This window comes from Oribacterium sp. P9, assembly GCF_046365365.1.
Classification (GTDB): domain Bacteria; phylum Bacillota; class Clostridia; order Lachnospirales; family Lachnospiraceae; genus Oribacterium.
Genome location: NZ_JBKEIS010000017.1, coordinates 1 through 19,205, shown reverse-complemented (window position 1 = coordinate 19,205; position 19,205 = coordinate 1). Strand labels below are relative to the sequence as shown.

General features: G+C 55.8%; 16 protein-coding genes. All 16 read left to right on the top strand.

From position 1 onward, the window contains the following. Positions 1-82 precede the first annotated feature (82 nt). The 16 genes from der to ACK8P7_RS09195 all read left to right on the top strand — a co-directional run bounded on the left by der (position 83) and on the right by ACK8P7_RS09195 (position 19,094). Entirely contained in the window at positions 83-1,417 is a 1,335-nt protein-coding gene (gene der / locus ACK8P7_RS09270; RefSeq protein ID WP_410043928.1) for a ribosome biogenesis GTPase Der, read from the top strand. Further along, positions 1,417-2,061, top strand: coding sequence for a glycerol-3-phosphate acyltransferase (locus ACK8P7_RS09265; RefSeq protein ID WP_410043927.1), 645 nt, complete (start codon positions 1,417-1,419; stop codon positions 2,059-2,061). Before der ends, ACK8P7_RS09265 begins: the two co-directional genes overlap by 1 nt. Before the next feature lie 24 nt (positions 2,062-2,085). Further along, complete coding sequence (locus tag ACK8P7_RS09260; RefSeq protein ID WP_410043926.1) at positions 2,086-3,093, top strand: NAD(P)H-dependent glycerol-3-phosphate dehydrogenase; 1,008 nt, start codon at positions 2,086-2,088, stop codon at positions 3,091-3,093. A gap of 202 nt (positions 3,094-3,295) precedes the next feature. Beyond that, positions 3,296-4,525 carry an ABC transporter substrate-binding protein gene (locus ACK8P7_RS09255; protein ID WP_410043925.1) on the top strand — a complete coding sequence of 410 codons (1,230 nt, stop codon included), beginning with the start codon at positions 3,296-3,298 and terminating at the stop codon, positions 4,523-4,525. A gap of 197 nt (positions 4,526-4,722) precedes the next feature. Next, positions 4,723-5,604 carry a branched-chain amino acid ABC transporter permease gene (locus ACK8P7_RS09250; protein ID WP_410043944.1) on the top strand — a complete coding sequence of 294 codons (882 nt, stop codon included), beginning with the start codon at positions 4,723-4,725 and terminating at the stop codon, positions 5,602-5,604. 33 nt (positions 5,605-5,637) lie between these two features. After that, complete coding sequence (locus ACK8P7_RS09245) at positions 5,638-6,705, top strand: branched-chain amino acid ABC transporter permease (RefSeq protein WP_410043924.1); 1,068 nt, start codon at positions 5,638-5,640, stop codon at positions 6,703-6,705. A 2-nt stretch (positions 6,706-6,707) separates the two neighbouring features. Then, positions 6,708-7,466, top strand: coding sequence for an ABC transporter ATP-binding protein (locus tag ACK8P7_RS09240; RefSeq protein ID WP_410043923.1), 759 nt, complete (start codon positions 6,708-6,710; stop codon positions 7,464-7,466). Positions 7,467-7,478: 12 nt separating this feature from the next. Beyond that, on the top strand, positions 7,479-8,192 hold the full coding sequence (locus tag ACK8P7_RS09235) for an ABC transporter ATP-binding protein (RefSeq protein ID WP_410043922.1): 714 nt from the start codon (positions 7,479-7,481) through the stop codon (positions 8,190-8,192). A gap of 140 nt (positions 8,193-8,332) precedes the next feature. After that, entirely contained in the window at positions 8,333-9,961 is a 1,629-nt protein-coding gene (locus ACK8P7_RS09230; RefSeq protein ID WP_410043921.1) for an MBL fold metallo-hydrolase RNA specificity domain-containing protein, read from the top strand. A 120-nt stretch (positions 9,962-10,081) separates the two neighbouring features. Beyond that, positions 10,082-10,666, top strand: coding sequence for a hypothetical protein (locus tag ACK8P7_RS09225; RefSeq protein WP_410043920.1), 585 nt, complete (start codon positions 10,082-10,084; stop codon positions 10,664-10,666). Between the two features lie 82 nt (positions 10,667-10,748). Next, positions 10,749-13,433 carry an alanine--tRNA ligase gene (alaS, locus tag ACK8P7_RS09220; protein WP_410043919.1) on the top strand — a complete coding sequence of 895 codons (2,685 nt, stop codon included), beginning with the start codon at positions 10,749-10,751 and terminating at the stop codon, positions 13,431-13,433. 109 nt (positions 13,434-13,542) lie between these two features. Beyond that, positions 13,543-13,719, top strand: coding sequence for a 30S ribosomal protein S21 (gene rpsU / locus ACK8P7_RS09215; protein WP_005539624.1), 177 nt, complete (start codon positions 13,543-13,545; stop codon positions 13,717-13,719). Positions 13,720-13,912: 193 nt separating this feature from the next. Beyond that, the gene (locus ACK8P7_RS09210) at positions 13,913-14,953 is read left to right on the top strand and encodes a PhoH family protein (RefSeq protein WP_410043918.1); all 1,041 of its coding nucleotides are present in this window, start codon (positions 13,913-13,915) and stop codon (positions 14,951-14,953) included. 154 nt (positions 14,954-15,107) lie between these two features. Continuing rightward, on the top strand, positions 15,108-15,605 hold the full coding sequence (gene ybeY, locus ACK8P7_RS09205; RefSeq protein ID WP_410043917.1) for an rRNA maturation RNase YbeY: 498 nt from the start codon (positions 15,108-15,110) through the stop codon (positions 15,603-15,605). Continuing rightward, positions 15,602-17,335 (top strand): oligosaccharide flippase family protein, encoded by a 1,734-nt coding sequence (locus ACK8P7_RS09200; RefSeq protein ID WP_410043916.1) that lies wholly within the window; start codon positions 15,602-15,604, stop codon positions 17,333-17,335. The genes ybeY and ACK8P7_RS09200 overlap by 4 nt, the downstream gene beginning before the upstream one ends. Positions 17,336-17,693: 358 nt before the next feature. Beyond that, entirely contained in the window at positions 17,694-19,094 is a 1,401-nt protein-coding gene (locus ACK8P7_RS09195; RefSeq protein ID WP_410043915.1) for an NAD(P)/FAD-dependent oxidoreductase, read from the top strand. Positions 19,095-19,205 lie beyond the last annotated feature (111 nt).

Here is a 19,205-nt window from a genome sequence, read left to right as displayed (position 1 = left end):
GTATCTCATGCTAAAATTATTTAGTTAAATATGTCAATATATAGCATGTGGGCCTTCGGGCACCACGTAGTAAGGTGAAGATATGAGAAAAGTGATGGTGGCGGTGGTGGGCCGTCCAAACGTAGGTAAGTCTACGCTGTTCAACCTGATTGCAGGGAAGCAGATCTCCATCGTGAAGGATACGCCGGGTGTGACCCGTGACCGTATCTATGCGGATGCGGAGTGGCTGAATAACAAGTTTACACTGATCGATACGGGTGGTATCGAGCCGGATTCCCAGGATATCATCCTGTCCCAGATGCGTGCGCAGGCACAGCTGGCGATCGACACGGCGGATGTCATCATTTTCGTCGTGGATGTACGTACCGGTCTCGTCGATGCAGACTATGAGGTGGCGAATATGCTCCGGAAGTCCGGAAAGCCGGTCGTTCTCTGTGTCAATAAGGTCGACAGCTTCCAGAAGTTCGGAAATGATATCTATGAGTTCTATAATCTGGGCCTAGGCGATCCGTTCGGCGTATCCTCGGTAAACCAGCTCGGTGTCGGTGACATGCTCGATGAGGTAATCAAGCACTTCCCGGTCGAGACAGCAGAAGTAGACGAGGATGATTCGGTGAAGGTCGCCCTCATCGGTAAGCCGAATGTCGGAAAGAGCTCCGTCATCAATAAGCTGCTGGGTCAGAACCGCGTGATCGTCTCCAACATTGCCGGCACAACCCGTGACGCGATCGATACGAAGATCGTGCATAACGGAAAGGAATATACCTTCATCGATACGGCGGGTCTTCGCCGGAAGGGAAAGATCGACGATGATATCGAGCGTTACTCTGTCATCCGTACCGTCGCGGCCGTGGATCGCGCGGATATCTGTCTCGTGCTGATCGACGCGACCCAGGGAATCACGGAGGGCGATGCACGCATCGCCGGGATCGCGCATGAGTCCGGAAAGGGCGTCATCATCTGCGTGAACAAGTGGGATGCGGTGCCGGATAAAAATGATAAGACGATGAAGGAATTCCAGACGAAGCTGATGGAGAAGTTCTCCTACATGCCGTATGCGCAGTACCTCTTCATCTCGGCCGAGACCGGACAGCGTCTGAATAAGATCTTCGATCTCGTCAATCAGGTACGGGAGAGCCAGACACTTCGTATCCGTACGGGTGTGCTCAACGACATCATGACGAGAGCGACGGCGATGAAGCAGCCGCCAAGTGATAAGGGCAAGCGTCTCAAGCTGTTCTACATGACGCAGACCGCGGTCGAGCCGCCTACCTTCGTGATCTTCGTGAATGACCAGCAGCTGATGCACTTCTCGTATACGAGATACATCGAGAATCAGATTCGTGAGGCCTTCGGCTTCCCGGGAACACCACTGAAGTTCCTGATCCGTGAGCGCCAGGCCGGAGAGGATGAGTGATGAATATACAGCATATGATCATTTCCCTGGTCGTGGGATATATCTTCGGTAACATACCGAATGGCTATCTGTATGCGAAGTCTCAGGGCATCGATATCTATAAGCAGGGCTCCGGTAATCCGGGCTCGACGAACATCAGCCGGACGCTCGGAAAGAAAGCAGGAGCGACCGTGCTGCTGCTGGATATCGCGAAGACCATCGTTCCGATCCTCATGATGCACATGATCTACAAACCGGCGACGATCGATGAGGGCACCCTCATCACCGTCTTTGCGGGCTTCGGTTCGATCCTCGGACATGATTTTCCGGCACTTCCGATGCTGCACGGTGGAAAGGGAATCGCCTGTACGGGTGCGCTTATCATCGCCTTCGACTGGCGGATGGCCATCGTACTGTTTGCGCTGTTCTTGGTGATCGCGAAGGCCACCGGCTATGTGAGCGTCGGCTCGATCTGCGGCGTATCCCTGCTGTTTATTCTGACGGCCATCTTCGGATACTTCGGACTTCTTCCGATGTCCATGGCGATCTACCCGATCGTACTCGTCGTGTTTTTCCTGATCGCAGCGCTCGGGGTATGGCAGCACCGCTCAAATATCGTGCGGCTGAAGAATGGTACGGAATCGAAGTTCCACTTTAAGAAGTAATCTGCTTTAAATTGAGGAGATTTTATGAAAGCATCAATCATCGGCGCAGGTACCTGGGGTACGGCCCTCGGCATTCTGCTCGCCCATAACGGACATGAGGTGACCATCTGGTCGAAGTTTCAGCAGGAGGTGGATGCGCTTCAGGAGACCCACCGTCATAAGAATCTGCCGGGTGCCGTGATTCCGGAGAGCATGTGCTTCAGCTCCGATCTGGAGGCTGCACTGAAGGATCAGGAGCTCGTCGTGCTGGCGGTGCCGTCCATCTTCGTGCGTGCGACGGCGCATGAGATGAAGCCGTATGTCGGCGAGGGTCAGGTCATCGTATCCGTGGCGAAGGGCATCGAAGAGGGTACACTCTATACGATATCGGATATCATCGAAGAGGAAATCCCGCAGGCAGATGTCGCGGTTCTGTCCGGACCGAGCCATGCCGAGGAGGTATCGCGTTTCATTCCGACGACGATCGTGACTGGTGCGCATACCGAGAAGACAGCGCTTTTCGTACAGAACGCGTTCATGTGCGACTGCTTCCGTGTCTACATCAACCCGGATATCAAGGGCATCGAGATCGGCGGCGCGACGAAGAACGTCATCGCGCTGGCGGCCGGTATGGCGGACGGTCTCGGCTATGGAGACAACACGAAGGCAGCGCTGATCACACGCGGTATCGCGGAGATCGAGCGGCTCGGCGTGAAGATGGGCTGCCGCATGGAGACCTTCAACGGCCTGAGCGGTATCGGTGATCTGATCGTGACCTGTGCGTCCATGCACAGCCGGAACCGCCGTGCCGGTATCCTGATGGGCGAGGGCAGAAGCTACGAGGAGGCGATGCAGGAGGTCGGTCAGACGGTCGAGGGTGTATATGCTGCGAAGGCGGCACGTGCACTCGCGGAGAAGTATGAGGTTTCGATGCCGATCGTCGAGGGCATCAATCAGATTCTCTTCGAAGGCAAGTCGGCCAGGGAAGCGGTCCGTGATCTGATGCTCCGCGACCGGACCATCGAGAACGTGAACGTTCCGTTTGATAAATAATCTTAAATTCACGCAGGGCCTCTCCGGGGCCCTGTGTTGTTCTGAGAAAAATATATTATAATACATATTCTCTAACGTTATAATATAAGCTGTAAATGTGAAAAAATGTTATAAAAGTTGTTGACTTCCATAACTACGAACTTTATAATGATGAAAAGTTTTCAGAAAGCTTGTATTTTAGAAAACTGAGAGGAGAAAAATTATGAAAAAGGTATTAAGTGCAGTACTTGCAGCTTCGATGGTTGCGTCTTTAGCAGCCTGTGGTTCTTCATCTACGCCGGAGGCGACGACAGCCGCTGCCGCTGCAGGCGATACGACAACTGCTGCAGCAGCTGAGGGCACAACCACAGCCGCTGGTTCTTCAGATCTTACATGGAAGATCGGTGCCCAGGGACCGCTGACTGGTGGTGCAGCTATCTATGGTAAGTCTGTCATCAATGGTGCTCAGGTTGCGATCGATGAGATCAATGCAGCCGGCGGTATCAATGGCTACCAGGTAGAGTATAAGACGGCAGATGATGAGCATGATCAGGAGAAGGCCATCAACGCATACAACTCCCTCAAGGACTGGGGCATGCAGATGCTGATCGGACCGACCACTTCCGCACCGACCATCGCGGTTGCCTCTGAGGCACAGAATGATAATATGTTCCTTCTGACTCCGTCAGGCTCTGCAGTTGACTGTACCGCAGCACCGAATGCATACCGTGTATGCTTCTCGGATCCTGCACAGGGTGCCAAGTCCGCAGAGTATATCGGAACACACAAGCTGGCAACCAAGATCGGTATCATCTATGATTCTTCGGATGTTTACTCCTCCGGTATTCACGATTCCTTCGTTACCGAGGCCGGCAATCAGGGTTTTGAGATCGTAGCGGATGAGCAGTTCACGGCGGATTCGAAGACAGATTTCTCTACGCAGCTTCAGAAGATGCAGAGCGCAGGTGCAGAGCTCGTATTCCTTCCGTTCTACTACACAGAGGCAGCACTCGTTCTGACACAGGCAAACACCATGGGCTACAAGCCGACCTTCTTCGGCTGTGATGGTATGGATGGTATCCTCGATGTGGAAAACTTCGACAAGTCTCTCGCAGAGGGCCTCATGCTTCTGACCCCGTTCGCAGCGGATGCGACCGATGAGAAGACCGTAAGCTTCGTAACAGCTTATAAGGATAAGTTCGGTGATACACCGATTCAGTTCGCAGCGGATGCGTATGATGCAGCATACATCATGAAGGCTGCCCTCGAGGCTGGTAATCTGACTCCGGACATGTCTGTATCTGATCTTGGTACAGCGATGGAAGAGCAGATGAAGTCACTCAAGTATGACGGTCTCACCGGTACCGGCATGACATGGAGCGAGAACGGTGATGTCGATAAGGAGCCGAAGGCGGTCATCGTCAAGGATGGTGCCTATACTTCTGCCGACTGATCGGAAAAGTGATGAAGCATCATGAGAAAATCTTCTTTTTCTGCATGATGAAAGAGCATAAAGGGTTGCTTGCTACAAGCAACCCTTTATTGAATTCAGTTTATGGGGTCTGACCCCATTACGAAATGATGAAGGTTCCGTAAGGAATTTGTAAGGGGGTCAGACCCCATAAATTTTCAAAGAGGTGTTTAGAGATGATGAGTTTCATTTCCTACTTGCTGAGTGGTGTCAGTTTAGGCTCGATCTACGCGATCATCGCCCTGGGCTACACGATGGTATATGGAATCGCAAAGATGCTCAACTTCGCCCATGGTGATATCCTCATGGTCGGTGGTTACGCAGCGTTTATTGCATTGAACCAGCTGGGGCTGCCGATCCTGGTGTCGACCCTCCTGTCGATGGTGATCTGCACCCTGCTGGGCGTCGTCATCGAGAAGGTCGCGTATAAGCCACTCCGTCAGGCCAACTCTCTGAACGTTCTGATCACCGCGATCGGTGTATCGTATCTTCTTCAGAATGTGGCGCTGCTCCTGTTCGGTGCGAATCCGAAGAGCTTTACCTCCTTTGTCCCGATCAAGCCGGTCAAGCTCGCCGGTGGTGCACTGACGATTTCCGGTGAGACCATCGTGACGATCCTGTGCTGTCTGATCATCGTCGGCGGACTGGTGACCTTCATCAACAAGACGAAGGCCGGGCAGGCGATGCTGGCGGTTTCGGAGGATAAGGGCGCGGCGACCCTCATGGGTGTCGATGTCAATAAGACCATCTCGATGACCTTCGCCATCGGTTCTGCACTGGCGGCGATCGGCGGTATCCTGATGTGCTCTGCGTACCCGACGCTGACGCCAACCACCGGTGCCATGCCGGGCATCAAGGCCTTCGTTGCGGCCGTGCTTGGAGGCATTGGCTCCATCCCGGGCGCGTTCATCGGCGGGATCATCCTCGGTGTGCTTGAGAATCTGTCGAAGGCGTACATCTCCTCGAAGCTTAGTGACGCCATCGTATTTTCAGTACTGATCATCGTTCTTCTGGTGAAGCCGACGGGTATCCTCGGTAAGAAGATCATGGAGAAAGTGTGAGTCGGCATGAAAATGAAAACTACATCTATGTCAATGTCTACAGCGAAGGCGAAGACCTTCCGCTCAAATATGATCACCTACGGTATGGTGATTCTCGCGTATATCATCGTCGAGATCTTCCTGAATGCCGGACAGGTCAGCTCCCTTATCAAGGGACTGCTCGTTCCGCTCACGATCTACAGCATCATGGCGGTGAGCCTGAACCTCGTGGTCGGTATCTCCGGTGAGCTGTCGCTCGGCCATGCCGGCTTCATGTGCGTCGGTGCCTTCGCCTCCGCGACCTGGACGATGCTGATGAAGAGCAGTGCGATGCCACCGCTTCTTCGTTTCATCATCGCGATTCTGATCGGTGCAGCGGCTGCGGCTGTCTTCGGTTTCCTGATCGGTATCCCGGTCCTTCGTCTGAAGGGCGACTACCTCGCGATCGTCACCCTCGCGTTCAGTGAGATCATCAAGAACATCATCAACGCACTGTACTTCGGTATCGACGATCACGGCGCGCACTTCTCGCTGAAGGATTCGCTTTCTCTCGGTATGGATGGCGGCACCGTCATCATCAAGGGTGCGCAGGGCATCACCGGTACCCCGAAGCAGGCGACCTTCACGATCGGCGTGATCCTTCTGCTGGTCGCACTTTTCGTGGTACTCAACCTCATCAACTCGAGAACCGGACGTGCCATCATGGCCATCCGTGATAATCGTATCGCCGCCGAGTCGATCGGGCTCAATGTTACCCGCTATAAGCTGATGGCCTTCACCATCTCTGCAGCGATCGCGGGTGCAGCCGGCGTACTGTATGCACACAACCTGAGCTCGCTCCAGGCGCTGCCGAAGAACTTCGGCTACAACCAGTCCATCATGATCCTCGTTTTCGTCGTCATGGGTGGCATCGGTAATGTCCGTGGCTCCGTCATCGCGGCGGTCATCCTGACGCTCCTGCCAGAGGTTCTGCGCGGACTCAACGACTATCGTATGCTCATGTATGCGATCGTCCTGATTCTCATGATGCTGTTTACCTCGGCACCATCCCTGATCGCGCTTCGCCAGCAGATCATGGCCCGTTTCAGTAAGAAGAGTGACGAAGGAAAGGAGACGACGTAAGCATGGCTATGTTAGACATTGAAGCACTGGGCATCTCCTTCGGTGGTCTGAAGGCAGTTGATAATTTCCATGTGCAGATCGAAAAGAATGAGCTTTACGGTCTGATCGGCCCGAACGGTGCCGGAAAGACGACCGTATTTAACCTTCTGACCGGTGTATATAAGCCGACCAGTGGTCATATCCTTCTCGACGGAGACAACATCACGGGTCTCAGCTGTGAGGAGATCAACAAGAAGGGCATCGCACGTACCTTCCAGAACATCCGTCTCTTCCACAACATGTCCGTACTGGACAATGTAAAGGCCGGACTGCATAACCATTACACCTATTCTACGCTGGACGGTATTCTGAGAACACCGAAGTACCGTAAGCTTGAGAAGGAGATGGATGCGAAGGCACTGGAGATTCTCAAGGTATTCGACCTTCAGGACTTTGTGGACTATAAGGCCTCCAACCTCCCGTATGGTCAGCAGCGTAAGCTCGAGATCGCCCGCGCGCTCGCAACCGAGCCGAAGCTCCTCCTGCTGGATGAGCCGGCTGCCGGTATGAACCCGAGTGAGACCGAGGAGCTGATGCGTACCATCCGTCTCGTACGGGATGAGTTCGATATGACGATCCTTCTGATCGAGCATGATATGAAGCTGGTATCCGGTATCTGTGACCGTCTGACCGTCCTCAATTTCGGTCAGGTACTGAAGCAGGGTAAGACCGCCGATGTACTGCATGATCCGGAAGTCATCAAGGCATATCTCGGAGATTAAGGAGGAGAAGACATGAGTACGATTTTAGATGTACAGGATCTCAATGTATACTACGGTGTGATCCATGCATTAAAGGGCATTTCCTTCCATGTAGATAAGGGCGAGATCGTCACCCTGATCGGTGCCAATGGTGCCGGCAAGACGACGACGCTGCAGACCATCACGGGGCTGATTCCGGCGCGTTCCGGTCATGTATTCTATAACGGGAAGGAAATCACGCATACACCGGGCCATAAGATGGTCGGTGCGGGACTCGCCCATGTACCGGAGGGCCGGCGTGTATTTGCACAGCTTTCGGTCTATCAGAACCTGATGCTCGGTGCCTATACCCGGAAGGATAAGGATGGCATCGCAGAGTCGCTCGAGACGGTCTATAAGCATTTCCCGAGACTGGAGGAGCGTAAGAATCAGGTCGCAGGAACGCTTTCCGGTGGTGAGCAGCAGATGCTCGCGATGGGGCGTGCGCTGATGAGTAATCCGGAGATGATCGTCATGGATGAGCCGTCCATGGGTCTGTCCCCGATTTATGTAAACGAGATCTTCAACATCATCGAGAAGATTCACGAGACCGGTGTGACGGTGCTTCTCGTCGAGCAGAATGCGAATAAGGCACTCGCGATCGCGGATCGTGCGTATGTGCTGGAGACCGGTAAAATCACGATCGAGGGTCGGGCGCAGGATCTTGCGAATGATACGAAGGTCAAGGCGGCTTACCTTTCTGAATGATAAACGCGGAGGGACATCCCTCCGCGTTTTCTTTATATGAAATCCATACAGACATGTGAATATGTTTATAGAAAAGAAATATTCACTCTGCTATAATGAAAACAGCGAAATTAATTTTCATTTGAGAGAGGGAGGCCTGTATGAAGCTTCATTTTATAGGTGCGGATCATGAGGTGACGGGGTCGCTGCATTATGTAGAGGCAGCGGGGCTCAGGATTCTGGTGGACTGTGGTATGGAGCAGGGGCGAAATTACTATGAGAATGCGCCGCTGCCGATCAAGTATTCGGAGGTCGACTACATCCTTCTGACGCATGCGCATATCGATCATGCGGGGATGATCCCGATGGCCTATAAGAAGGGCTTCAACGGGACGGTGCTGACGACGAAGGCGACGCAGGCACTGTCGGAGATCATGCTGCGGGACTCGGCGCATATCCAGATGCAGGAGTGTGAGTGGAAGAACCGGAAGGGGCGTCGTGCGGGTCTGCCGGAGGTGGAGCCGATCTATGATCTTACGGATGCGGCGAATGTGCTGCAGCACTTCCGCGGGGTGAACTATCATGAGATGATCGAGCTCGGGGATGGCGTTCGTGTACGTTTCATCGATGCGGGTCATCTGCTCGGTTCTGCATCCATCGAGATGTGGCTGACGGAAGAGGGCGTTACGAAGAAGCTCGTGTTCTCCGGTGATATCGGAAACTTTGATAAGCCGCTGATTCGGGATCCGGAGTACATCAAGGAGGCGGATTATGTGCTGATGGAGTCGACCTATGGATCCCGCTTCCACGATACGACGGTCAACCATCTGCAGGATCTCCTGAACATCACGCAGCGGACCCTCGATCGGGGCGGCAATGTCGTGATGCCGGCGTTTGCGGTGGGCCGCACGCAGGAGCTGCTGTATCTTTTCCGCCAGATCAAGCAGGAGCATCTCATCGTCGGGCATGACAACTTCCCGGTCTATGTCGACAGTCCACTGGCGGTCGATGCGACGCATGTCTTCTCGCAGAATCTCGATGAGTGCTACGATGATGAGACGCGTGCCATCGTTGATAAAGGTATCAACCCGATTTCCTTCCGGGGACTTAACCTCGCCATCACGCTCGAGGAGTCGAAGGCCATCAACTTCGATGAGACCCCGAAGGTGATCATCTCGGCCTCCGGCATGTGTGATGCCGGTCGTATCCGCCATCATATCAAGTACAATCTCTGGCGTCCGGAGTCGACCATCGTCTTCGCCGGCTATCAGGCGGAGGGAACGCTGGGACGGGCACTGATAGATGGTGCTGATCACGTGAAGCTCTTCGGTGAGGAGGTGGCGGTAAAGGCGGAGATCGCGCAGATGGCCGATATGTCGAGCCATGCGGATCAGTTCGGCCTCATGAACTGGATCCGTGCCTACGAGCAGGCGCCGGACCGTGTCTTCCTCGTGCATGGCAATGATGACGGCATGGAGGTACTCTCGAAGCTGATCGAGGACGAGCTCCACTACACGGTGAACTGTCCGTACTCCGGTTCGGTTTTCGACCTCCTGAAGAATGAGTGGGAGACCGTGGCAGAGCCGAAGAAGATCGAGAAGCCGACGTATGTACTGGTGGAGGATGGCTCCTCGAAGCGGAAGAAGACGAGCGATGCCGCCTACGATCGCCTGCTGGCCGCCTACACGAAGCTGTTGGCCGCCGTCAAGGCAAACTATGGTGGTGCCAATAAGGACCTCGCACGCTTTACAAACCAGCTGCTCAGCCTGTATGATAAGTGGATACGATGATGACCGGTTCCCTCCGCCTGTGATTCCTGCAGGTGGAGGGATATACGTATGGGTCGAAGGCATTGGCCGGGTCAGAAAGAAAGGACGTAAAGCTCCATACGGGGAGCTTCTGATATACAGATGAGAAAACATGTTTCAAGCCGAATGCTCCGGGGGATTGCACTTCTGGTACTGATCCTTGCGGCGATCACCCTGGGGATTCGGATCTATCTTGATCAGGCGCTGATCCGCCATGCGTCGATGGTGACGACGGAAGCTGCTCCCTCCGAAACGAGGGAGCAGCTGATCGTTGCAGAGACGACGCCGGTGCAGGAAAGTGAGGCAGCGGAAGCGTCTGTCGACCAGATCGCGCAGTTCGAGTCTGCCTTCGCCGAGATCCGGGCACTCGAGGACATCGCCGCCGTCGAACAGCAGGGGAGTGCGCTGAAGGAGGACTATACGACGATCGCGAAGCTCTGGAACCGGGAGCTCGAGGCGCTCGGCCGTGCCATCACCGCGAACATGACAGAGAGCGAAAAGGACGCCTACATCGCCTCGGCGAGCGCGTTTCTGATCTCGCGGAACCACGAGTGCATGAAAGAGCTAGACCAGGATAAGCTCAGCGTGATGGAGAACATCGATTACCTGAGCCGTGAGATCGCCCTCACACGCGAACGCTGCTACGACCTCCTGAAGGATTACCGCTCCTATCTTGCAAGTTTCTGAGCGCTGTGCTATATTTTACGAGTTAATGTCTAAGATGCCCGTAAAGGGCTTATATATGAAACAAAGCAAGGAGAGAACGAGAATGCAGTACAGAGGCGTAAATGAGCTGCGTGAGCTGTTCCTGAGCTACTTCGAGGAGAAGGGATGCTTACGGATCAACAGTTTTTCACTGGTTCCGCATAATGACAATTCACTGCTCATTATCAATTCCGGAATGGCACCGATGAAGCCATGGTTTACAGGACAGGAGATTCCGCCGAGACGCAGAGTCACCACCTGCCAGAAGTGCATCCGTACCGGTGACCTGGAGAATGTTGGTAAGACAGCCCGCCACGGTACCTTCTTTGAGATGCTCGGAAACTTCTCTTTCGGTGATTACTTCAAGAAGGAAGCGATTCCATGGGCATGGGAGTTTCTGACCGAGCGTGTCGGCCTGGATCCGGACCGTCTGTATCCGTCTGTCTATGTAGACGATCAGGAGGCGTATGACATCTGGAAGAATGTGATGCATATCCCGGAGGACCACATCTACAAGTTCGGCAAGGAAGACAACTTCTGGGAGCACGGCTCCGGACCTTGCGGACCATGTACCGAGATCTACTATGATCGTGGTGAGAAGTACGGAAACGGCCCGGAGGACGTTATGGGCGGCGAGGGCGACCGTTACATGGAAGTCTGGAACGTCGTATTCTCTCAGTTTAACAATGATGGTAAGGGAAACTACAGTGACCTCGCGCAGAAGAACATCGATACCGGTATGGGGCTCGAGCGTCTCGCCGTCGCTGTTCAGGATGTAGGATCCATCTTCGACGTCGATACGCTGAAGGATCTTCGTGATCTCATCTGCGAGCTCGCCGGTGGCGTCAAGTATGAGGCACCGGGCTGCGAGGAGAGCGACGTATCGGTACGTATCGTGACCGATCACTCCCGTGCGATGACCTTCATGATCTCCGATGGTATCATGCCGTCCAACAACGGCCGTGGCTATGTACTCCGTCGTATCATCCGTCGTGCCGTACGTCATGGACGTAAGCTCGGCATCGGTGGCTCCTTCCTGCCGACGCTGGCAAGCCGTGTCATCGAGACCTCGAAGGACGGTTATCCTGAGCTTGAAGAGAAGAAGGACTTCATCCTGAGCGTTATCAAGGCGGAGGAAGAGAAGTTCGAGAAGACCTACGAGCAGGGCATGGCGATCCTCGAGGAGATGGAGGCGAAGCTCGCCGCAAGCGGTGCGCATGAGCTTTCCGGCGAGGATGCGTTCAAGCTTTATGATACCTATGGCTTCCCGCTCGATAATACGAAGGAGATCCTCGAGGAGAAGGGCTTCACCGTTGATGAGGCGGCCTTCCAGGAGGCGATGGACAGCCAGAAGAAGCAGGCACGTAACGATCGTCTCGCTTCCGGTAAGATGGCAGATTACAGCGGCCACGCAGCGACCGTATATGATGAGCTCGATCCGGCAATCGCAAGCAGCTTCGTCGGCTACGACAAGCTTGAGGCGGATTCGAAGATCGTGGCGATGGTTTCCCTCGCAGCAGGCGATGCCGATGCAGAGGATGCCGTCGTAGAGGCACTTTCCGATGGCGAGCACGGCGCGATCATCACGGCGGAGACCCCGTTCTATGGCACCATGGGTGGCCAGGTCGGTGATACCGGTGTGATCGAGCTCGGTAGCGAGGCCGCGTTCGAGGTGACATCCACGGAGCATGTCGGCGGCAACAAGATCGCCCACATCGGTGTGATGCGCAAGGGTATGCTGAAGCTCGGCGATACCGTGACCCTGAAGGTCGACGAGAAGAATCACATGGCGACCTGCCGTAACCACAGCGCGACCCACCTTCTTCAGAAGGCACTGCGTGAGGTACTCGGTACCCATGTTGAGCAGGCCGGCTCCTTCCAGGATGCAGGCAGAACCCGTTTCGACTTCTCACACTTCCAGGCGATGACGAGAGAAGAGCTTCAGAAGGTCGAGGACATGGTGAACGAGAAGATCCAGGAGGGTCTCGAGGTTCGTACCGATGTCATGACCCTCGAGGAGGCGAAGAAGTCCGGTGCGATGGCGCTCTTCGGCGAGAAGTACGGTGCAGAGGTGCGTGTCGTTCGCATGGGCGATTTCTCAACCGAGCTCTGCGGTGGTACCCATGTGAAGAACACCCTGCAGATCGGTCAGTTCAAGATCCTGTCCGAGACCGGTGTTGCAGCCGGTGTGCGTCGTATCGAGGCACTGACCGGGGACAATGTTCGTAAGTACTACGAGAATCTCGAGCATGAGATGATCGCGGCCGCTGAGCTCGTGAAGGCGACGCCGGCGACCCTGAAGGAACACATCCAGTCCCTTCAGAAGGAAGTGAAGGAGCTTCGCAGCGAGAATGAGGCCCTGAAGAGCAAGGAGGCGCAGAACGCACTCGGAAACGTCATGGATTCCGTGGTCGAGATCAAGGGCGTGAAGTTCCTCGGTGCACACGTATCCGGCGTGGATATGAACGAGCTTCGTAATCTCGGCGATGATCTGAAGACAAAGCTCGGTGAGGGCGTGATCCTCCTGATCTCCGACAAGGACGGCAAGGTGTCCATGGTTGCCATGGCGACCGATGGCGCTGTGAAGAGCGGTGCCCATGCCGGTAACCTCATCAAGCAGATCGCACCGATCGTCGGAGGCGGCGGTGGCGGACGTCCGAACATGGCACAGGCCGGTGGTAAGGATGCTGCAAAGATCGATGAGGCGATCGCAGCCGCTTCTGCAGCTGTCGAGGCGCAGATCAAGTGATGATTTGAGCTGATTTGTCACGAAAATTTGAAGAATTTCCTTGACGAAGCGATTTTATGTGCTATACTACATATTAAGTTTGCACCCGAAGGGAGGTTTGGGTTTCAGCATGTCAAATGTTATCGTAAAAGAGAACGAGTCTCTGGACAGCGCACTGCGTAGATTCAAGAGAAACTGCGCGAAGGCAGGCATCCAGCAGGAGATTCGCAAGAGAGAGCATTACGAGAAGCCATCTGTAAGACGCAAGAAGAAGTCTGAGGCGGCCAGAAAGCGTAAGTTCAACTAATTATAGATGATTCTTAATAGATGATTCATGTAGCCCTGATTCAGTGATGAATTAGGGCTATCTTTTTTGGTATTTTTATTTTATTATTCGGGATAGGGTCACGCTGGCGCAGAGACACGCCGTCCGCGGCGTGTAGCCCGAAGTGTGATTATAGTCCACGAAAGACCGTCGAAGGGCGGCGAGGAGGAAGCCATTGGCAAGCGTAGAAACAATTTTTGATATCTCGATGGAGCACGAGCAGAATGTTCTCGGGCTTCTCGACAGCAACCTGAAGAAAATCGAGCGTAGCTTTCATGTCACGATCATCGATCGAAACGGCGTTCTGAAAATCATCGGTGAGGAGAGGGATACCGAAAAGGCGAGAGCCGTGCTGAAGAATCTTCTCGAGCTCAGCCAGCGCGGGAACGACCTGACGGAGCAAAACGTAGATTATGCGATCTCTCTCAGCTTCTCCGAGAAGAGCTCGGGCAGCGACATGGTAGAGATCGACAAGGACATCCTCGCACGCACCGCACTGGGCAAGCCGGTCAAGCCGAAGACCCTCGGCCAGAAGGACTACGTGGATGCGATCCGTGAGAACATGATCACCTTCGGCATCGGTCCGGCGGGTACCGGTAAGACCTACCTCGGCATGGCGATGGCCATCACGGCCTTCCGTCAGCAGGAGGTGCAGCGCATCATCCTGACCCGTCCGGCGATCGAGGCCGGTGAGAAGCTCGGCTTCCTGCCGGGTGATCTCCAGTCGAAGGTGGATCCGTACATGCGTCCGGTCTACGACGCGCTCTACAGTATCATGGGTGCCGAGCAGTACCAGGCGAACGCCGAGAAGGGACTCATCGAGGTCGCACCACTCGCCTATATGCGTGGACGTACGCTGGACAATGCCTACATCATCCTCGATGAGGCACAGAATACGACACCGGCGCAGATGAAGATGTTCCTTACCCGTATCGGCTTCGGCTCGAAGGTCATCGTCACGGGTGACCTCACGCAGAAGGACCTCGAGGAGGGCAAGAAGTCCGGTCTCGAGGACGCGATGCGCGTCCTCCGTGGCGTGGAGGGCATCTCCTTCATTGAGCTGACCAGCGCAGACGTCGTCCGTCACCCGCTGGTACAGCGCATCGTCAACGCCTACGAGAAGGACGAGGCGAAGCGTGCGCGTCGCGCGCAGGCGATGCAGAGTCCGCGAAGCTACGGCGAGCATCGAAACGAAAACCGCCATCGCAGCGAGTAAGGGCGGGTACATAAGGTCTGCATTGGCCGAACGGTGTGCGGGCGGGTGCACAAGATCTGCATTGGTCGAACGGCGCACGGGCAGGTGCATAAGATGTGCATTGGCCGAATATAGAAGAGCTCTCGAACTGGTCAGGCGGGAGAGGAAGGAAGCTATGACGATTAATATCGATTTTGATACAGAGAAGAAGCTGGATCTCGATTTCGAGGCGATCATCCGGGACATCATCGCGGCGGCGATCGAGTATGAGCACTGTCCGTATGAGTGTGAGCTCAGCGTGATGATCACGGACGACGACGGGATCCACGAGCTGAACCGCGAGACCCGCGGGATCGACCGGCCGACGGATGTGCTGTCCTATCCGATGGTCGACTGGGCGCGCCCGGCCGATTTCGACGCGATCGACGAGGACGATGACGATATCTTCAATCCCGACAGTGGAGAGCTGCTGCTCGGGGATATCGTGCTGAATCAGGACCGCATCGCGTCGCAGGCAGCAGAGTATGGTCATCCGGAGCGTCGGGAGCTGGCCTTTCTCGTGGCCCACAGCATACTGCACCTCTTCGGCTATGACCACATGGAGGACGAGGAGCGCATCGAGATGGAGCGTCGCCAGAAGGAGATTCTGGAAGGAAGGGGCTACTTCAGATGAATGAACGACCATCCAGACGTCCATCGACGCGTCGGCAGGTGAACCCGCAGAGCGTGCGCGTGCAGCGGACCGCCGGTGAGCAGCAGCGGCAGAACCGCCGGAACAACTTCATCGTGCAGGGCTCCCTCCTCGCCATCGCGAGCATCATCGTGCGCATCATCGGTATGGTGTACCGGGTGCCGCTCACGGCAATCATCGGCGATGAAGGAAACGGCTACTACACCAGTGCCTTCAGTATCTATACACTCCTGCTGATCCTCAGCAGCTTTTCCATGCCGACCGCGGTGTCGAAGATCGTATCGGCGAACCTCGTGAACCGGCAGTACCGAAATACCGCTCGCGTGCTTCGTGCCGCCTTTTTCTACGCGACGATCGCCGGTGCCGCGATGTGCGGTGTCCTCTGGTTCGGTGCAGATGCCATCGCCGAGGTCTTCCTGAAGAAGCCGTTCTGCTCCTTCGCGCTGCGTGCGCTGGCGCCGACGGTCTGGCTCATGGCCTACCTCGGTATCCTGCGCGGCTACTTCCAGGGCAGCGGCAACATGGTGCCGACGGCGATCTCTCAGATTCTCGAGCAGATCGTCAATGCTGCCATCTCGGTGCTCGCCGCGAGCATCCTGTTTCACCGCGGAGAGACGGCGAACGTCCTCTACCAGAGTGAGGAGTACAGCTATGCCTTCGGTGCCGCGGGTGGTGCGATCGGTACCGGTGCGGGTGCGCTGACGGCGCTGCTGTTTTTCGTGATCCTCTTCCTCAGCCAGGTGCCGGCGATGCGCCGGGATATGCGCGAGGATACGAGTGAGGTCGACAGCTATGCCTCCATCGGTTTCCTGCTGCTCGGCACGATGCTCCCGATCCTCATTTCCTCGACGGTCTACAACATTTCCTCCGTCATGGACGACGCCATCTTCGGAAACGTGATGGCGAAGCTCGGCCACGGCGACGAGATCGTCACGCAGTGGGGCATCTTCGGCGAGTACCACATCCTCTTTAATATTCCAGTGGCCCTGGCCAATGCTCTGTCATCGTCACTGATCCCGAGTCTGACGCGGGCGGTCGCGGAGCATAACCGGCGCGATACGGTGACCCGTGTGCGCTACAGTATCCGCTTCACGATGCTGATCGCGATTCCGTCGACGGTGGGGCTCTGCGCGCTGGCGGATCCGATCTGTCGCATGCTGTTCCCTGGAAAGCATGTCGCGATGCTCATCATGCTGACACGGATCGGTTCGCTGGCCGTCGCGTTCTACAGTCTCAGTACCATCAGTAATGCGATCCTGCAGGGACTCGGACACCTGAATGTGCCGCTGGTGAATGCGCTGATTTCCCTCGTGTTCCACGTGGTCTGCCTGCTGCTTCTCCTGATGACGGGCATGGGCGTATATGCGGTCGTGATCTCAAACATCCTCTTTGCGTTCATGATGTGCTTCCTGAACCAGCTGGCGATCCGGAAGCACGTGCGTTTCCGCCAGGGTGTGGCGAAGACCTATGTGATGCCGGCCATCGCGAGTGTGGTGATGGGCATCGTGGCCTTCGCAATTTCAACCGGGGTGCGGATCGTGCTGCCGGAGGCAGAGAAGTACTCGCGGATCGGCTCGGTGCTGATGGTGGTGCCGGCGGTGATCGTGGCGATCGTGCTGTACTTCGGTATGTTACTGGCGATGCATGCGTTTACGCGTGAGGATCTGGATCATATGCCGATGGGTGGACGGCTGAAGCGCTTTGTTTCGTAATTTAACAGGCCCCGGTGGGCAGCCTGTAGAAACACAGTACTTCGAGGCCGGAAAAATCACATTATTAAGGCCCCCTGTGGGCTGGCTGCAGAAGCACAGTACTGCGAGCTCGGAAAACTCTAAGTCGAGCTCCCTAAGCGGCACTAGGCCCTCTGCAATCACTGAGTTTTCTTTATGAAAACTCAGCGTTGCAGAGGGTTCCAAGGAGAGATAACACCAAGTGCCGCTAAGGGAACCCGACTTGATTTTTCACGATCTCTTCGTATGGCTCCTGCAGTCAGTCCACAGGGGGCCTTGATTGTATGGCGTTTTTCGGTGTCTATGTATGGCTTCCACTCAAGTTTTAGGAGCGTTCAGTATGGAAAGTAAGAGAAATGAAAACAGGAAGACGACAGTGGCGGTGATCGGTGGTGGTGCTGCCGGGATGATGGCGGCGATCGAGGCGGCGCGGGCCGGTGCGATCGTGACGCTGATCGAGAAGAATCCGCAGCTGGGGAAGAAGCTGGCGATGACGGGCAACGGGCGCTGCAATTACACGAATCTCGATATGAGTGATCGGATCGGTGGGAAGTTCCGGGGCTTTCATCCGGAGTTTGCGGCACCGGCGCTGGATGCGCTGCCGCCGGAGGCGGTGCTGGACTGGTTCCGTGCGATCGGGGTGGAGCCGCGTTTCCGTGGAAGCTATGTCTATCCGAATTCGGATCAGGCGAGTGCTGTCGTGGATGCGCTCCGGGAGGAGCTTCACCGTCTGTCGGTAAAGGTGCACTATAACGCGGAGGTGAAGAATATTCAGCGCATCGAGAAAGATGCGGGATATTTTATGATTCAGTGTACGGATGCGACGGTGAAGGCAGATCGAGTGATCCTCGCGGCGGGTTCGAAGGCGGCACCGAAGACGGGCTCGAACGGGGACGGATACTTCATCGCGCGGAAGCTGGGGCATACCATCGTGCCGTATGTGCCGGCACTCTGCGGGATCCGCTGCGCCGGAGATGCGTTTCGGGCACTCGCCGGGATCCGTACAGAGGCGGCGCTCGAGCTGGTGATCGACGGGCACAGTGTCGACCGTGAGGCCGGGGAGCTTCAGCTCGTCGATTATGGGATCTCGGGCATCCCGGTGTTCCAGCTGTCCCGTTATGCGGCGTATGCGCTGCAGGAGGGGAAGAAGGCCGCGGTCTACATCAATTTCCTGCCGGGATTCACAGAAGCAGGTGCAGCAGTACGAAATTCGAAACGAGCGTCTTCGGCTTCTGGGATTTCGACGATCGAAGTATCGGCGGCAAAAAATGCGCAGAATGCGCGAGCAGAGGTGTCGTGCTGTGCTGCAAAGGCAGAGGACCCGAAGGACCTCGCGGTTCAGCTGTACCGGCAGCGGCAGGAGCGGCTCGCGGGGCGGAAGATGGAGAGCTTCTTTACGGGGCTGCTGCACCAGAAGCTTGGGCAGCTTCTGCTTCGGATGGCGAGCGTGCGTCCAGAGCTTCCGGTCGCGGAGCTCAGTGAGAAGCAGCTTCGAAGCCTCGCATCCCTCAGTGTTCGCTTCAAGGCAGAGTGTGTCGAGATGAACGGCTTCCTGCAGGCACAGGTCGTGGCCGGTGGTGTCGACACGACGGAGGTTGATCCGGGCACCATGGCTTCCCGTCTCGTCCCGGGCCTCTACTTCGCCGGTGAAGTCCTCGACATCGACGGCATCTGCGGCGGCTACAACCTCCAGTGGGCCTGGGCCTCCGGCTTCGTCGCCGGGCGGCACGCCGCAGCGTGACCGTTCAGACAGGGGGCCCGGCGGGACGACAACGGAGGCACAGTACTACGAGACCGGTTCAATCTAAGCCGGGGACCCTAAGCGGCACTAGGCCCTCTGCAATCGCTGAGT

Coding starts and splice junctions, on each gene's coding strand:
- der (WP_410043928.1), top strand. CDS start 83: ATGAGAAAAGTGATGGTGGCGGTGGTGGGCCGTCCAAACGTAGGTAAG.
- alaS (WP_410043919.1), top strand. CDS start 10,749: ATGCAGTACAGAGGCGTAAATGAGCTGCGTGAGCTGTTCCTGAGCTAC.
- ACK8P7_RS09250 (WP_410043944.1), top strand. CDS start 4,723: ATGAGTTTCATTTCCTACTTGCTGAGTGGTGTCAGTTTAGGCTCGATC.
- ACK8P7_RS09260 (WP_410043926.1), top strand. CDS start 2,086: ATGAAAGCATCAATCATCGGCGCAGGTACCTGGGGTACGGCCCTCGGC.
- ACK8P7_RS09195 (WP_410043915.1), top strand. CDS start 17,694: ATGGAAAGTAAGAGAAATGAAAACAGGAAGACGACAGTGGCGGTGATC.
- ACK8P7_RS09255 (WP_410043925.1), top strand. CDS start 3,296: ATGAAAAAGGTATTAAGTGCAGTACTTGCAGCTTCGATGGTTGCGTCT.
- ACK8P7_RS09200 (WP_410043916.1), top strand. CDS start 15,602: ATGAATGAACGACCATCCAGACGTCCATCGACGCGTCGGCAGGTGAAC.
- ACK8P7_RS09240 (WP_410043923.1), top strand. CDS start 6,708: ATGGCTATGTTAGACATTGAAGCACTGGGCATCTCCTTCGGTGGTCTG.
- ACK8P7_RS09245 (WP_410043924.1), top strand. CDS start 5,638: ATGTCTACAGCGAAGGCGAAGACCTTCCGCTCAAATATGATCACCTAC.
- ACK8P7_RS09265 (WP_410043927.1), top strand. CDS start 1,417: ATGAATATACAGCATATGATCATTTCCCTGGTCGTGGGATATATCTTC.
- ACK8P7_RS09225 (WP_410043920.1), top strand. CDS start 10,082: ATGAGAAAACATGTTTCAAGCCGAATGCTCCGGGGGATTGCACTTCTG.
- ACK8P7_RS09235 (WP_410043922.1), top strand. CDS start 7,479: ATGAGTACGATTTTAGATGTACAGGATCTCAATGTATACTACGGTGTG.
- ybeY (WP_410043917.1), top strand. CDS start 15,108: ATGACGATTAATATCGATTTTGATACAGAGAAGAAGCTGGATCTCGAT.
- rpsU (WP_005539624.1), top strand. CDS start 13,543: ATGTCAAATGTTATCGTAAAAGAGAACGAGTCTCTGGACAGCGCACTG.
- ACK8P7_RS09230 (WP_410043921.1), top strand. CDS start 8,333: ATGAAGCTTCATTTTATAGGTGCGGATCATGAGGTGACGGGGTCGCTG.